This window comes from Lactobacillus corticis, assembly GCF_018327645.1.
In the GTDB taxonomy this organism is placed as follows: domain Bacteria; phylum Bacillota; class Bacilli; order Lactobacillales; family Lactobacillaceae; genus Lactobacillus; species Lactobacillus corticis.
Genome location: NZ_BMAY01000009.1, coordinates 23,735 through 37,199, shown reverse-complemented (window position 1 = coordinate 37,199; position 13,465 = coordinate 23,735). Strand labels below are relative to the sequence as shown.

Here is a 13,465-nt window from a genome sequence, read left to right as displayed (position 1 = left end):
CTATTACTTTTTTTAACAATCTGTATAATATCTTAATCGTCTAATTGAATACCACCTATCATTTCAACAATCATAAATGAGTCTACCTTTTTTCCATTCGCAATACCTTTTACAGAAAAAGGAGCTTGTGATCCAGAAAGAGCAGCTGCAGCGGGTTGAATAAACTCTTGATTTTCTACCATAACCTGATAGTCCAATTCAATATTTACCACAGGGATAGAAATATGAAATTTTTTAGGATAAATATTCTTAGTCTGGCTACTTGTCCACACATCTGAATACGTTACAGTTGCAGGTGTATATAATTGACCGCCATTCTCCATTACAACAGTGGCATATGTATATCGCTTTCCATTCAGATAATTGTCCCAAAGAGAGAACGCACCAACTCCCGTTGATACTCCTGCTGGATTAAAGCCAATCCACGTCCACGAAGGTGCTCTGAATTCCTTAGATGTAAAGTCTTTAATAGACATCTGATCATTAATCTGTCTATCAAACCATGCCGATGCATTTTTGATTTCATAGGTCTTACCTGCCAAAGTAATTGTGCCGTTTGCACACATATTTGGCCATGCATATTCCCAGCAATCACTGGTGTTAAAAAGTTTGAAAAAACCTGCACCGGAATTAAAAAGAGTGGTGTCTCCAGGAGTTAAAATGAGATCGACTCTATCATCATCAACTGCTACATTTAGATGCATTTTCTTTTCATTACCCTTTAGTCCGCCATAAATAGATTGAACATTCAGCTCCTTTTCGGAAGTAAAGGTTTGATGATCTACAGGAAGACAGTCAGCCTTTGCAAACCAGATATCTCTTGTCAGATCCATCATGCATATTTCAACACTAGAATTCATTTCCTTGCCTATGGCCATAGTAGACTGATGCCAGGTAAAGCCTATTTTTGATCCGTCTACCTCGGTATTTAGGTTAATATACCATGAGTCTACCTCATGATCTCTTTCAGCTGTAAGAGACTTGTATTCATCAACTAAAGTGATAAGTCCTTCATTTTTCATTTCTTTCATTGCTATTTATCCTTTCTTCTGATTTTAGATTTTAACCATAAAAGGTTTGGCTGGAATTTCAGCTGCATTATAAAGGTTAACTTCATAATACGGTGTTGTCGCAAAAGTAATGGTTACACTTTCTGGGAAATCTCCAATTAGATGCAAAACATTTTCTGAAATATCAAACTGCTTTACCTCTACCTCTTGAATGTATGCGTCAGTAACTGTAAGGTCATTAACCTTTTCGCCCTTGATTTTTAAACCGTCTGCGTTTGCAAAATACAAATCAATTCCTTCGGAGGTTCTCTTAGCTTCCACAAATTCTGGTGCTTCACAGAGAATATCTTCACCATAAATTTTCCCAGTTGCCATAAGAGCTAGTCTTTCTCCAACTACTCTCTTATGTTTCGGGTGAACATCCCAGTACATTCCAGCATCTGATGTGCTAATCATATATGTGTTTGCAACATCCTTAGATACTTTCTCCTGTTGTCTTCTGACTTCAGGGAAATGTACTCCAGTTGTTCCGAGCATTTCTCCAAATGGAGCTAACTGCACGAATAAAAACGGCATTTCTTCATTCCAAAGCTTTCTCCAACTTGTGATAAGTGCCTTCATGACATCGCCATAAATAGATGCCCTCTTCTCATCACTCTCTCCTTGGTAATAAATAAATCCTCTGGCAGTAAATGGTGCAATAGTTTTAAGCATAAACTTATATAAAGCACCAGGTCTTCTCTCATCAAATGGTCCAAGCTCTTCTCCACCCATAAAACTAAGTTTATCTGGTGGAACAACTTTCAATAATAGCTTTTGTTCCTTTTCACCCATTCCAGGATAGAAAATTTTCTTTGCCGGTGCAGGAAGATCCTTCAAAGGATTAGATCTATTATTTAGAGGATTCTTACGAAATGCCTCTTTATATTCATCATTATCTAAAGCAGATACATTTAGCTCATATGAATCAATCCAAGCTTTACCTGCTCCCTTTTTTAGTTCTTCAGGATCTGTCCATGTACAAGCTGGTGTTCCATTCCAATCACACGCTACGACTCCAACTGGAACCTCAAGTGTCTTTTGAAGTTTTGCTGCAAAGTAATAGCAAACAGCCGAGAAGTTTGGAAGATCTTTCTTAGTGCATGATCTCCAATATCCGTATGCTGAGTAATCATGTTCTGTAATTTGTCCTTCATATGAAACTTTAGGTGTATCAAAGAAATGAATATCTGGATTCATTGGTCCATTCAATACAGATTTTTTCTCAGCATCATAAGCTAGAAAATATTCCATGTTTGACTGTCCACCAGCAATCCAGACCTCTCCTATGCTGACATCTTTATAGGTTAAAGTCGTTTCACCGTTTGTAATCTTAAGTACTAAATTTCTGGCAGCTTCCTGTTCCGGCAAATCAAGCTCCCATGTGCCATCTTTTTTTACTTCAGTGGAAGCGGAGACTGTTTTATCTCCGATCAGAGAAACTGTTACATTTTTACCGGTATCACCTTCGCCCCAAATATGAATTTTCTTTTGACGCTGTAAAACCATATTATCTCCGAATACGATTGCGCTTTTTAACATAGCTTTTTTCTCCTTTTATCGAAATTTATTTGCTCCAGTCCCCTACGAGTTCTACAAATGTATTTCCTGTTACTTTTTTTCCGTCAAAAATACCATCAACTTCTGCAGTGCCTTCATACTTGATTCCAGTTACTTTGCTGATGATTTCGGCTTCCTTAAATACAACAGATACATTTAACACGGAATTATTATATGGCAATTCAATTTTGAACCGAGTTGGATAGGAATGTCCGGTTGCCGGGCTTACCCAACGATGACTGGCCTCAATTGGCTTCATGACAGCAAGGACGTGACTCCCATCTGGATACATAACTGTACAATGGATCTCCATTTTCTTATTATCAAATTGTGTGCATTGGAAAGGAACAACAACCACACCCGAGTCCAAAACTATGTTCATCCACAGCCAGTTTGTGCTGGCCATCTGATCCTGATCCGCTAAAGTAGCTGGCATTTTGCCGTACTGGCGATCAAACCATGTGGTCCCATCGGTAATCGGGTATTGAGTTCCTTCAATCGTTATCGTTCCCCTTGTTGCCATAGCTGGAATTCCATAGTCATACTGATCTTCACCGATGAAATGGACATAACTGTTGCCACATACCTGAAGAACCGGATCATCATAGGCTCTTGTTGTTGTCAGATCGATCGCAGCATCTTTCAGATTCACTTTGCAAGTGAATCCGCTTAGGTCGCCTTCAAATGTGAGATCCTTTGTTTTTAACGAGAACCTTTCTTCATCTAACTTAAACATTCCATCTGGAAAAATAAAATCGTATTGTTTGTACCATCCCGTTGTAAGATTGGTAATGCTGACGTTCAGGGTTGCCACCCGCTGTGGTCCTTTTTGAACAACGCCGGTATGTACTTGAAGAGAAAGCTTTTGGTCATTGCTTAAGAGATTGGAAACAATAAACCAGGATTCCAATTGATATTTGCCTTTGTGGTATGGAAGTTCTGCAGCCGGATCAACTGCTGGCCATGCTTCTTTTTTAAATCCTTTGTAATTATTTTCTGTACTCATAGACTTTTCCTCCTTTAATTGTCATCGTGTACTGTTAATTGACGTGCTGTATACTAAGTAGTATATTTTGAATATAAAAAAGTGCAATAGGTCAAAATCCACCATATGTCAATTAATTGACATTATTCTTATTGTGTCTTTTAAATCTTATGCTAGACAAAGGAATCAATATCATTATGGAAAAGAAATTAGATCTCAGAGTTCAGAAAACATACAAAGCTTTAACTGAATCATGCCTGAAATTGTTAGGGAAAAAACCTTTTGAAAGTATTACTGTCAATGAAATCTGTGAAGAGGCAATGGTCAGACGTGCTACTTTTTACAAGCATTTTGCCGACAAATACGAATTATTTGAATTTATCACACACGAATTTCAAAGGAATTTTGCCGATATGGCAAAAAAGATGAACACAAGTGATCGTGAAGAAGGCTATTTTCTTAATTCGATTGTACTGGTTTTGAATTTTCTAGATCAGAATAAAACTTTATATCGCTTGTATGCCACCGGTAATTTGCCTGCATCATTAATGACTTCTCTAGAAGAAGCATGTTTACAAGAATTAGATATATATATCAGAAATTTAATTAATAATGGTGTAATTTCACCAATCCCCCCAGATGTTCTGAAGTATATGCTTTCCGGAGCCATTTTAAACGCCGCTAAATGGTGGTATTACCATAGAAATACTGTTACTAAGGAAGAAATGACTACCCAAATGCAAATTTTTATCCGCAATGCAATCGGCATATGTTGATTTTCTTTCATATTTACATGCATGGTTATCGCCATATATCTTTTTCAAAAAGTAACAGCTCCCCTCCTCGGCATTTCGAGGTTGGGAGCTGTCTTAGTACTTATTCTTCCGTTAACAATTGTAATCGTGTCTGGTCATCAATACTAATTGAGCCATCTATCTCTATCAGACGAATTTTAATTTTATTCAATAAATCAAGCAGTTCATTTCTATGCTTATCAAAAGTTTTTGGGTTAAAGTAGCAACTTTTGCCATGTGACTCAAACTCATAACATTCATCATAGAGCCTTGAGCATTCAGTATTCCATGCTGCTAATTTTGCGTCCTCATCTATCAATCGGTTACCAGTAGTAGGACGTCCAGTAAATGGATCTGACGGCCAAATTGGCCCATGCATAAACTCAAGCATTAACTTAATCTTTTGCATTCTAATTTGCTCCTAGCCGTTTACCATCCAGTCATGAAAGTCAGGTGATTGTTTAGGGTCATAGTGACCATTCTCATCAATTTCAATATTCTCAACTGAGATACCTTTAATCAACTTAGAGCAATCGTCTGCAGTTGGAATTTTATCCATGTCAATCACCTCAGTTAACCATACTCATAGGTATTTTCCCATAAATACCCAGTTATATCCACGAAAGGAATTGATAGCATTTCTGCTTTTAATTTTACATTTTTGCTATATGATTGCAAATGATGGCCAACAGATTGCAAAAATGCTATTATGATACCAATCATTAAAGTATGGAGGTAGCTAATATGACAACTGCAACTAAAAAGACGGCAAGTGTTTTCACCAGGGTCACTCCCGAACTAAAAAATCAGGCTGAAGATGTATTAGACAAACTTCAAATCCCAATGTCAACTGCCCTCAGTATGTTCTTGCAACAGGTCGTGGAGCAGCAGGGGATTCCTTTTGAATTGAAACTTCACCGTAAGCCTTTAGATGCTTCCAAATTGTCTAAAGAACAGTTTGATCAAAAAATTCAAAAAGGATTTGATGACTTTAAAAACGGTGATACATACACTGTTGACCAAGTTCGCCAAGCATTACGTGATAGGAATCGCTAATTATGGCTAAACATTGGAAAGTTATTTATTCGAAACATGCTCGACAAGATCTATTTAACATTGAAGATCTCAATTACATGCCACAAAAATCCCCGCATTATCCTGAAGAGAAAGAAAAAGTAGTACAAATTATCAGAATTATGTACAGCGGACAAGATGCTTCTAAGCATTTAACTAATTCATCAAAAACTAACTAAGCATGGCTATAATACCCTGTGGACTTTGGTCTGCAGGCTTTTTGTTATTTCTATGGTAAAATATCATCAGGCCGGAAGTGATGACTAGCTACCATTATGGAAGGCTTAGTGATAAGGACATGGTCGCATCACCCCTCAAACATTTCTAGACACGCGAGGTGATGACTATGTTAAATTGGAGAGAATCGAGGAATCGGCATTACTGCTGCCATAGTTATCGTGGCAATCGGCCAGTTGATCATCGACTGTGCTAAAGCCTACGCGATAATAAAAAAAGCTAACCATAAAGGCTAGCTCAAACTCGATCATTCCAGATCACGCTTGAGGGTAACGAGATGCAGCTCGTTGCCCTCTTTTCATTTACAATAATATCTAATCTAACAATATTTTTCAACTTTTCTGCTAAGCGTTCTTCTATGGTAGAATACCATCAGGCTGGAAATGATGATTAGCTACCATCATGGAAGGCTTAGCAGTAAACGTGGCTACACGCCCCTCAAATAATCCAGGCTGTGGAGGTGAAAGTCATGTTAATTAGGAAAAGACTGGAAGAGTGGCAATCACTGCCGCCATAGTTATCGTGGCAATTGGCCAGTTGATTATCGACTGTGCTAAAGCCTACGCGATAATAAAAAAAGCTAACCATAAAAGTTAGCTATCCTTCAGTCACCTAAGCTGTGTTTGAGGGTAACGAGATGCAGCTCGTTGCCCTCTTTTCTTCTGTTATCATATCTGATCTATTCGAATTTTTCAACTTTTTAGCCGGCAGTTTTCTGTTAGCTTTTTTCTTTTGCTACGGTTTACTTTTTGGCTTCCACTGGCTTATCAGTGGAGGTATTTTTCCCATAAATAACCAGTTAAATCCACGAAAGAAATTGATAGTATTTCTGCTTTTATTTTTACGTTTTAGCTATATGATTGCAAATGATTGCCGATAAATTATATTGAATAAATTTCACAAACTTTTTTCTTTTTCCTCAATCGCCAAACTCTACGGATTTGTTCTTTCCTAAGTGACCAAAAGCAAGCTTGAACACTATCACCATTCTTATCCCATTCACCATACCGTGGAGTAATATCAAAAATTCGTTGCCACGAGTTTTCTTTTACTTGTCGCTGCTGGTCCTTTGGCAAACTTTCAAACCACTTATCTTGATGATTCCATTCTTTTTCACTTGTTGCATCAGAGTAGAACCAATTATTCAGTACAAAATGCCATGATTCAAAATCACTAAGTAAAACCTGATTTTCTGGGATTTCAAGTTCAATACAAACTTCATCTGGATAATCCAGTGCCCACCTAAAATCAGGCCGTTGATGCTTATAATCGTGACTACGATACCAAGCCCAGATCGGATAAGCATTTGGTCTCTTTGAAGGGCCAATTTTGTTAATCATCTGCTGGATCATCCAGTTATAAGCTTTTGAAAATCCATCATATTTTAAGTTAGTTGACAATTCAGGATTACAGTAAAAAATTCCCTGGTCTAAAATTTCTTGATACACTTCATATGGCTGGATTGTCCAAATAATCATAGTTAGTCTTTATCCAAGTAAAAGTCCTTCAACCGATAGGTTGTCACTGGTTCCACATAATAATTATATTTAGCCACCAAATCACAAATTTGATCACCATTAATTAATGTGATAATTCTAGTGCCCTCACGAGCCGTTTTAACAGCTTCTCTAGTAAAGTCAGAATTAGTAATAAAAATTCCAAATTCAGCATTAAACTTATCCATTGCGCCACGGAACTTATCAATTTCGGGAGCTGACACTTTACCCTGCCAACGTTTAGCCTGAAGTGCTACCCGTGTAGTCCGGTAATCATCCGAACGAACGTAGCCAAAGCCATCTACACCACCGTCGGCAACATACTGAACCCCAATTTCATCGTCAACATCAATACCCATCTTAGTAAGCAGACCTCGACAAAAGAGTTCAAACTTCTTTGGATCCATATTCATCAATGCATCAAGGAGCTGTTGACGCCATGGTTCATCGACTTCATCCGTATCTTCTTGACCAGCAGCAGTTTTATCTGCTGAAACTTGTTCAACTTTATCCTTATTTTTTCGATGGGGCATTTTGCTTTCAGAAATTGATCTAACATCCCTATCAGCATCAAAATTGTTGATATCAACATTGCGTCCCTTTTTAGAAAGCTCTAAATCGCGTCCATTCTCTGTATCAATAAAACCAGCCAAAATCAGATGCTTAACCGCAAAATTGAAATTCCATTGAAAGGGTTTGTAAATCCTACGACTCTTTTTTGAGGTACGGGTTTCATCAATCTCATTTTCACTGAACACTTCAGAATTATCATGAAGTTCCTGCAACACTTGTTTTCTGGTTACCTGGCCACCAAGGTTATGCATTGCAATGAGGATTTCTTTCATCGCCTTATTTTGAATTTCAATTTGTCGATTTGCCATCTTGTTACCTGCCTTAAAAATCTTATTATATTAATTTTATACGCCAAGTACACAATTGTCCTGCTAAATTTCAGCTTTTTTCGACTATATCGCTAAAACTCAATAGTGTACTTGTTAACTCGACCCTCGACACCAAATTAGCCAATTGTTGTGTCAACTACAGGCACTGTCACATCAGTAATTCTCCCAACATTGCACTACCTTCATACACTCAACCCTCCAGCCCAAAATAGAAAAAATGTACTAATTCCAATCATCCAGAAAGGAAAAAGTACACTTTTAATCATCGATAAATACCGTCACTGATTCACCAGTCCTTACTTCGTAAGGACAACGACTGCTTCGACATGCGGCGTCTGTGGGAACATATCAACTGGTTGAATCTCATTCGTCTTGTAGCCATATTCAGCTAACAACCCCAAGTCCCGCACCAAGGTAGCCGGGTTACATGAAATATAAGCAATCTTGCGCGGCTTCGTTGCCACGGCCGCCTTAATAAATTCTGGCGTCAGCCCTTTTCTTGGCGGATCAACAAAAATCACATCCGTCTTCAAGCCTTCGCTGGCCCAGCGCGGCATCATTACTTCAGCCTTGCCCGTTACATATTTGGCGTTGTGGATACCGTTCAGTTTAGCATTGGCTTCACTATCCTTAACCGCATCCCGCACAACTTCAACCCCGCGAACGGCCTTAACATGCTTAGCTACGCTGAGGCCAATCGTCCCAATTCCAGAGTAGGCATCGATCACTACGCTGTCTTTAGTTAATCCGGCTTGCTTAATGGCCAAATCGTACAAGCGTGGTGTTTGCAATGAATTGATTTGGAAAAAGCTTTGCGGAGAAATCTTAAATTCCAAATCGCCAATCTTATCAGTAATTTGGGCATCCCCCCAAATTAGGTAGTCGTCCTTACCCAAAATGACGTTGGTCTTCTTAGGATTGTAGTTGAGTAAAACCCCAGATACATTAGCCAACTGGGAAATTTCTTCAGCTACTTTTGGCAACTGTTTAAAGTCCTTGTGCAGGCAGACTAAAATTACCATCATCTGGCCATTAGCCTTGCTGCGGCGAATCTCCAAATAGCGTACCTCACCCTGGTGGTTTACTTCATCATAGGCGGGCACGCGATACTTGCGCAAAATGTCGCGGACTGCGACCAAAGTCCGATCAATTGCCGGATCCGTGGTGAAGAAATCTTCCATTGGCACTAAGTCATGCGAGTGCCGCCGGAAAAAGCCAATTTCTAGTTTGCCATTAACGTTTCTTACCGGCACTTGGGCCTTGTTGCGGTAGCCCGTTTGTTCCGGACTAGGCAAAGTTGGCAGAACCTTGATTTCTTCCAAGTGAGCCTTTTTCAATAAACCGATAACTTGTTGCTGCTTAAATTCTAGCTGCTTGTCATACTTTAAGTGGGCCAGGCCCGCTAAACCCGTCTGCATCCACTGGTTGAGCTTTACCTTGATGCGGTCAGGACTTTCGGTGATAATTTCAGTAATCTTGGCAAAAGCAAACTTCTTTTTCACCTTTAAAATTTTGGCTTTGACCACTTCTCCCGGCAAAGCGTTATTGACAAAGACCGTGATGCCTTCATAGTGGGCTACTCCCATGGCTTCGTATGATAAGTCGGTAATTTCTAATTGGACAATTTGATTTTTTTCCATCTTATTATTCCTTTTGTCTTCAATCTAAGTTCTATTATAACCTAGCCTATTAGTCACTGGGGCCGTTAATGCCTCTAGCCCCTCAAGTAGACCAATGATAAATTTGCTGGCTTGGGCAACCTGCTAAAACTCGATTAAATAATCTTAGCATATTTGGACCAAATTTCTTGATCAAATTTTCTTGACAGCCATTTTTAAGCTTGTTATCATAGTCCACAACAACCAACGTTTCAGTAGTCGCCTCGTTAAGAGTTCAGAGATCTGGTGGTAGGTGCAAACCAGTCAGGCGAGGAGTTAGACGAATTACGGCGTTTGGTAAAAATTCGGAATTACTCAGACCCGTTATCGTCTGATCGAGTGCACCAATAGTGCAATGTGGGTGGTACCGCGGTTATTGATCGTCCCGCTGATTCTTAATTGAATCGGCGGGATTTTTCTTTTGGAGGAAAACATTATGCAAAGCAGGAAAATTACTTTTGCCGAATCGCTGGCTATTTTAATTATTTTATTAATCATTCTCGGGGTGGCCGTCATCAACTTTGGCCTCTCACCCGAAGTGCCAGTCTTGCTGGTGGTGGGGCTCTTGGTCTTTTGGCTGCGGGCACGCGGCTTTCTCTTTGATGAGATTCAAGCAGGCATCCAAGATGGCGTCAGCATTGCCATTATTCCCATTTTGATCTTCATTTTGATTGGTGCCTTGATTGCCGTATGGATTAAGGCCGGGATCATCCCTTCGATCATGGTGCTTGGGTTCAAGCTAATCAGTGGCCAATTTTTCGTACCCTCGGTCTTCTTGGTTTGTGCCGTCGTAGGCGTGGCCATCGGGAGCGGCTTTACCACTATTTCCACGGTCGGGATTGCCTTGTTAGGGATTGGTGCCAGCATGAATCAAAACTTGCCCCTCGTGGCCGGCGCCATTGTTTCAGGAGCCGTGTTTGGGGACAAGATGTCGCCTTTGTCCGACTCGACTAATCTTTCTTCAGCCGTAGCGGAAAGCGAACTTTTTGCCCATATTAAAAACATGATGTGGTCAACCATCCCCGCCTTTTTGGTTTCCTTGTTGCTGTTCTGGCTTTTAGGCAGTCGGGGACAGGTTGACAGCAGCAAAATTCAAACTACCGTCAAGGTGCTAGAAAGCAACTTCAACGTTTCTTGGCTGGCACTTATCCCGATCTTGTTAATGTTCCTCTGTGCCTGGAAAAAAATCCCCGCTGTTCCCACCTTATTCTTAAATATTTTCGTAACGGCCGGCTTAATTTGGCTGGAGCATCCCCAAGAAAGCGTCCAAAGTTTTGCTAATTTAATTACCAATGGCTTTGTTGCTAAAACCAGCAGCACGCAAGTCAATACCTTGCTCTCCCGCGGGGGAATTATGAGCATGATGGCAACCACGGCTTTAATCATTTCAACTTTAACCTTAGGTGGCTTGCTGATGAAATTTAAGATTGTGCAAACAGCCATGGAACCGCTGGTTAAGCATTTGAACCAACCAGGTACCTTAATTCTGGCCACCCTGTTGTCAGGAATTGGCATTAACTTATTTGTTGGTGAACAATACTTGTCAGTCATTTTGCCGGGGCGGGCTTTTAAGGAGCCATTTGAACGCATCAGCCTCTCTCCCCTGGCCCTAAGCCGGACGCTGGAAGATGGCGGATCAGTGATCAACTACCTGATCCCTTGGGGCGTAGCTGGTTCTTTTGCTGCTAGTGCCTTGGGCGTACCCGTGATTGATTTTCTGCCATTTGCCTTCTTCAGCCTCTTCTCGCCGGTTTTCTCATTCTTAAGCGGTTTTACTGGTATTGGTTTAAAGTGGCAAAAGCGTAAGTAATATTGCTTTATTCCCGTCCATTTCTATGTTATATTATGATCCATAGATCTAAGATGTATGGAAAGGACGATTAAATGGATAACTTTTCACAGCCAGAACGGCGTAAAGTTGTTGATGTATCTGCTGTAAACAGCTTTTTAACCAAGATGTATGGAATTATGGCCTTGGCAGTTTTAGTCTCAGCTTTAACTGCTTACCTGACCATGACGGTTTTCCGGGTTCCGATTATGAGCTTTTTCGCTCGGCACCAAATTCTTTTATGGTTAACTTTATTCGTGCCAATCGGTTTGGCCATGGGGACTAGTTTCCAAGGGATGAAGAACCCTGGAGCAGCAATGTTCATGCTCATGTTGATGGCGGTTATTTATGGCTTTGAGTTTTCACTCTTTGCCGGCATGTATACCGGATCCACGATCGCCTCAGCCTTTATTTCAGCCGCTGCGGTCTTTGTCGGCATGGCCGCCTATGGTACCTTTACCAAGCGCAGCCTGAGCAATGTCGGTGCCTATGCTTCGGCCGCAATTTGGGGATTAATCGCAGTCTTCGTAGTAAACATGTTTTTACGGAACTCGATGATTAACTACATCTTCTCAATCATTGCCGTAGTGATCTTCACGGTCTTGACGGCTTGGGATGCACAGAAGATGAGACAAATCTACGAACAATACTCTAGCGAAATTTCCACTTCTGGCTTGGCAGTCATTGGTGCCATGCAGCTTTACCTAGATTTCATCAATATTTTCTTATACTTACTAGAAATCTTTGGTATTGGCGACAACAACAATTAAACAACAAAACCCCTAAACTAGGTTTAGTCCTAATTTAGGGGTTTATTTTTTCGATTTTAAAGCAGGTCGCGGTCAACCAAATATTCCGCTATTTGCACCGTATTCCACGCAGCTCCCTTTAACAAGTTATCGGAAACGACCCACATGTTGAAGGCACCCGGGTTTTCATAGTCGGGCCGCACGCGTCCCACAAAAGTCTCCCGTTTGCCAACAGCATTGATTGGTTGTGGATAAACCTGGTGCTTAATGTCATCTTCAAGGACGACCCCAGGTGCTTTTTGCAAAACTTTCCACAAATCTTCAACCGTGGCTGTTTGGTCTTCCACTGTAAAGTAAACTGATTCACCATGAGCAATTGGGACCGGCACGCGCACACAGGTTGCGGTAACCTTAATGTCCTTGGCATTCATGTCGCCGAGCATGATCTTCTTAGTTTCATGGATCATCTTCCACTCTTCATGAGAGTAACCCGAATCCTCTAAAACGTCAATCTGGGGCAAGAGGTTAAAGGCCAAGGGATAATGCTTGGCTTCCCCCTTGGTTGGCAAAATAGCTGCGTGCATTTCTTTGCCATCAAGATAGTCTTGGGCTTCTTGATAAAGTTCGTTTAAGGCTGACTGACCTGCCCCAGAAGCTGCTTGATACGTCGAAACAATTATTTGCTTTAAACCAAAAGCTTTTCTGATCGGCTCCAAAGCAACCATCATCTGAATGGTTGAACAGTTGGGGTTAGCAATAATGCCGTGATGGTGGGCTAAAGCATCGGGATTAACTTCAGGTACTACAAGGGGCACTTCTGGGTCCATCCGAAAAGCACTCGTATTATCAACGCAAACTGCCCCGCGCTTGACTGCTTCAGGCAAAAAGCGCTTGGAAACCGCCCCACCGGCTGAGGAAAGCACCAAATCCACGCCCGCAAAGCTTTCTGGGGTGGTTTCTTCAACCACTAATTTTTGTCCCTTAAATGCCAATTCCGTTCCAGCAGAACGACTTGAGGCCAATAGCTTCAAACTTTTTACAGGAATGGTTGATTGGGCTAATTGCTTGATCATCCGCCGGCCAACTGCACCGGTTGCTCCTAAGATTGCGACTGAATATCCTTGACTCATGCT

Annotated in this window: 14 protein-coding genes; 5 read left to right on the top strand and 9 right to left on the bottom strand. The window is 40.8% G+C overall.

What is annotated here, in order from left to right; all coding sequences use genetic code 11:
- Nucleotides 1–32: 32 nt before the first annotated feature.
- The 3 genes from KI210_RS06460 to KI210_RS06450 are packed head-to-tail and all read right to left on the bottom strand — an operon-like array spanning nucleotide 33 to nucleotide 3,615.
- Entirely contained in the window at nucleotides 33–1,031 is a 999-nt protein-coding gene (locus KI210_RS06460; RefSeq protein WP_212781072.1) for a lipocalin-like domain-containing protein, read from the bottom strand.
- Between the two features lie 24 nt (nucleotides 1,032–1,055).
- Nucleotides 1,056–2,591 carry a sialate O-acetylesterase gene (locus tag KI210_RS06455; RefSeq protein WP_212781071.1) on the bottom strand — a complete coding sequence of 512 codons (1,536 nt, stop codon included), beginning with the start codon at nucleotides 2,589–2,591 and terminating at the stop codon, nucleotides 1,056–1,058.
- A gap of 25 nt (nucleotides 2,592–2,616) precedes the next feature.
- Nucleotides 2,617–3,615, bottom strand: coding sequence for a lipocalin-like domain-containing protein (locus KI210_RS06450; RefSeq protein WP_212781070.1), 999 nt, complete (start codon nucleotides 3,613–3,615; stop codon nucleotides 2,617–2,619).
- 176 nt (nucleotides 3,616–3,791) lie between these two features.
- Here KI210_RS06450 and KI210_RS06445 point away from each other — a divergent pair, with 176 nt between their 5' ends.
- Entirely contained in the window at nucleotides 3,792–4,370 is a 579-nt protein-coding gene (locus tag KI210_RS06445) for a TetR/AcrR family transcriptional regulator (protein ID WP_212781069.1), read from the top strand.
- A gap of 100 nt (nucleotides 4,371–4,470) precedes the next feature.
- On the opposite strand, the gene KI210_RS06440 is transcribed toward KI210_RS06445, so the two are convergent.
- Together KI210_RS06440 and KI210_RS06435 are read right to left on the bottom strand one after the other, a co-directional pair.
- Complete coding sequence (locus KI210_RS06440; protein WP_212781068.1) at nucleotides 4,471–4,797, bottom strand: hypothetical protein; 327 nt, start codon at nucleotides 4,795–4,797, stop codon at nucleotides 4,471–4,473.
- A 12-nt stretch (nucleotides 4,798–4,809) separates the two neighbouring features.
- Nucleotides 4,810–4,947 carry an AbrB family transcriptional regulator gene (locus KI210_RS06435; protein WP_212781067.1) on the bottom strand — a complete coding sequence of 46 codons (138 nt, stop codon included), beginning with the start codon at nucleotides 4,945–4,947 and terminating at the stop codon, nucleotides 4,810–4,812.
- 185 nt (nucleotides 4,948–5,132) lie between these two features.
- On the opposite strand from KI210_RS06435, the gene KI210_RS06430 reads away from it, so the two are divergent.
- Nucleotides 5,133–5,444: a type II toxin-antitoxin system RelB/DinJ family antitoxin gene (locus KI210_RS06430; RefSeq protein ID WP_212781066.1), complete on the top strand. Its 312-nt coding sequence runs from the start codon at nucleotides 5,133–5,135 to the stop codon at nucleotides 5,442–5,444.
- 2 nt (nucleotides 5,445–5,446) lie between these two features.
- Complete coding sequence (locus tag KI210_RS06425; RefSeq protein WP_212781065.1) at nucleotides 5,447–5,641, top strand: hypothetical protein; 195 nt, start codon at nucleotides 5,447–5,449, stop codon at nucleotides 5,639–5,641.
- Nucleotides 5,642–6,580: 939 nt separating this feature from the next.
- Here the strand turns inward: KI210_RS06425 and KI210_RS06420 are convergent.
- From KI210_RS06420 to rlmD, 3 genes are all read right to left on the bottom strand, one after another.
- Entirely contained in the window at nucleotides 6,581–7,177 is a 597-nt protein-coding gene (locus tag KI210_RS06420) for a DUF3841 domain-containing protein (RefSeq protein WP_212781064.1), read from the bottom strand.
- Between the two features lie 2 nt (nucleotides 7,178–7,179).
- A complete protein-coding gene (locus KI210_RS06415) occupies nucleotides 7,180–8,076 on the bottom strand; it encodes a restriction endonuclease (protein WP_212781063.1) in 897 nt (298 codons plus the stop codon).
- Between the two features lie 317 nt (nucleotides 8,077–8,393).
- Complete coding sequence (gene rlmD, locus KI210_RS06410) at nucleotides 8,394–9,737, bottom strand: 23S rRNA (uracil(1939)-C(5))-methyltransferase RlmD (protein WP_212781062.1); 1,344 nt, start codon at nucleotides 9,735–9,737, stop codon at nucleotides 8,394–8,396.
- Nucleotides 9,738–10,191: 454 nt separating this feature from the next.
- Between rlmD and nhaC the strand changes: the two genes are divergently transcribed.
- Nucleotides 10,192–11,565, top strand: a complete 1,374-nt coding sequence (gene nhaC / locus KI210_RS06405; protein WP_212781061.1) for a Na+/H+ antiporter NhaC — start codon at nucleotides 10,192–10,194, stop codon at nucleotides 11,563–11,565.
- Between the two features lie 74 nt (nucleotides 11,566–11,639).
- Nucleotides 11,640–12,353 carry a Bax inhibitor-1/YccA family protein gene (locus tag KI210_RS06400; RefSeq protein WP_212781060.1) on the top strand — a complete coding sequence of 238 codons (714 nt, stop codon included), beginning with the start codon at nucleotides 11,640–11,642 and terminating at the stop codon, nucleotides 12,351–12,353.
- A 56-nt stretch (nucleotides 12,354–12,409) separates the two neighbouring features.
- Here the strand turns inward: KI210_RS06400 and KI210_RS06395 are convergent, their stop codons facing one another.
- Nucleotides 12,410–13,462: an aspartate-semialdehyde dehydrogenase gene (locus KI210_RS06395; RefSeq protein ID WP_212781059.1), complete on the bottom strand. Its 1,053-nt coding sequence runs from the start codon at nucleotides 13,460–13,462 to the stop codon at nucleotides 12,410–12,412.
- Between the last annotated feature and the right edge of the window lie 3 nt (nucleotides 13,463–13,465).

Excerpts from the sequence above, each read along its gene's own strand:
- KI210_RS06460 (WP_212781072.1), bottom strand. The coding sequence starts at position 1,031 with ATGAAAGAAATGAAAAATGAAGGACTTATCACTTTAGTTGATGAATAC.
- KI210_RS06455 (WP_212781071.1), bottom strand. The coding sequence starts at position 2,591 with ATGTTAAAAAGCGCAATCGTATTCGGAGATAATATGGTTTTACAGCGT.
- KI210_RS06450 (WP_212781070.1), bottom strand. The coding sequence starts at position 3,615 with ATGAGTACAGAAAATAATTACAAAGGATTTAAAAAAGAAGCATGGCCA.
- KI210_RS06445 (WP_212781069.1), top strand. The coding sequence starts at position 3,792 with ATGGAAAAGAAATTAGATCTCAGAGTTCAGAAAACATACAAAGCTTTA.
- KI210_RS06440 (WP_212781068.1), bottom strand. The coding sequence starts at position 4,797 with ATGCAAAAGATTAAGTTAATGCTTGAGTTTATGCATGGGCCAATTTGG.
- KI210_RS06435 (WP_212781067.1), bottom strand. The coding sequence starts at position 4,947 with ATGGATAAAATTCCAACTGCAGACGATTGCTCTAAGTTGATTAAAGGT.
- KI210_RS06430 (WP_212781066.1), top strand. The coding sequence starts at position 5,133 with ATGACAACTGCAACTAAAAAGACGGCAAGTGTTTTCACCAGGGTCACT.
- KI210_RS06425 (WP_212781065.1), top strand. The coding sequence starts at position 5,447 with ATGGCTAAACATTGGAAAGTTATTTATTCGAAACATGCTCGACAAGAT.
- KI210_RS06420 (WP_212781064.1), bottom strand. The coding sequence starts at position 7,177 with ATGATTATTTGGACAATCCAGCCATATGAAGTGTATCAAGAAATTTTA.
- KI210_RS06415 (WP_212781063.1), bottom strand. The coding sequence starts at position 8,076 with ATGGCAAATCGACAAATTGAAATTCAAAATAAGGCGATGAAAGAAATC.
- rlmD (WP_212781062.1), bottom strand. The coding sequence starts at position 9,737 with ATGGAAAAAAATCAAATTGTCCAATTAGAAATTACCGACTTATCATAC.
- nhaC (WP_212781061.1), top strand. The coding sequence starts at position 10,192 with ATGCAAAGCAGGAAAATTACTTTTGCCGAATCGCTGGCTATTTTAATT.
- KI210_RS06400 (WP_212781060.1), top strand. The coding sequence starts at position 11,640 with ATGGATAACTTTTCACAGCCAGAACGGCGTAAAGTTGTTGATGTATCT.
- KI210_RS06395 (WP_212781059.1), bottom strand. The coding sequence starts at position 13,462 with ATGAGTCAAGGATATTCAGTCGCAATCTTAGGAGCAACCGGTGCAGTT.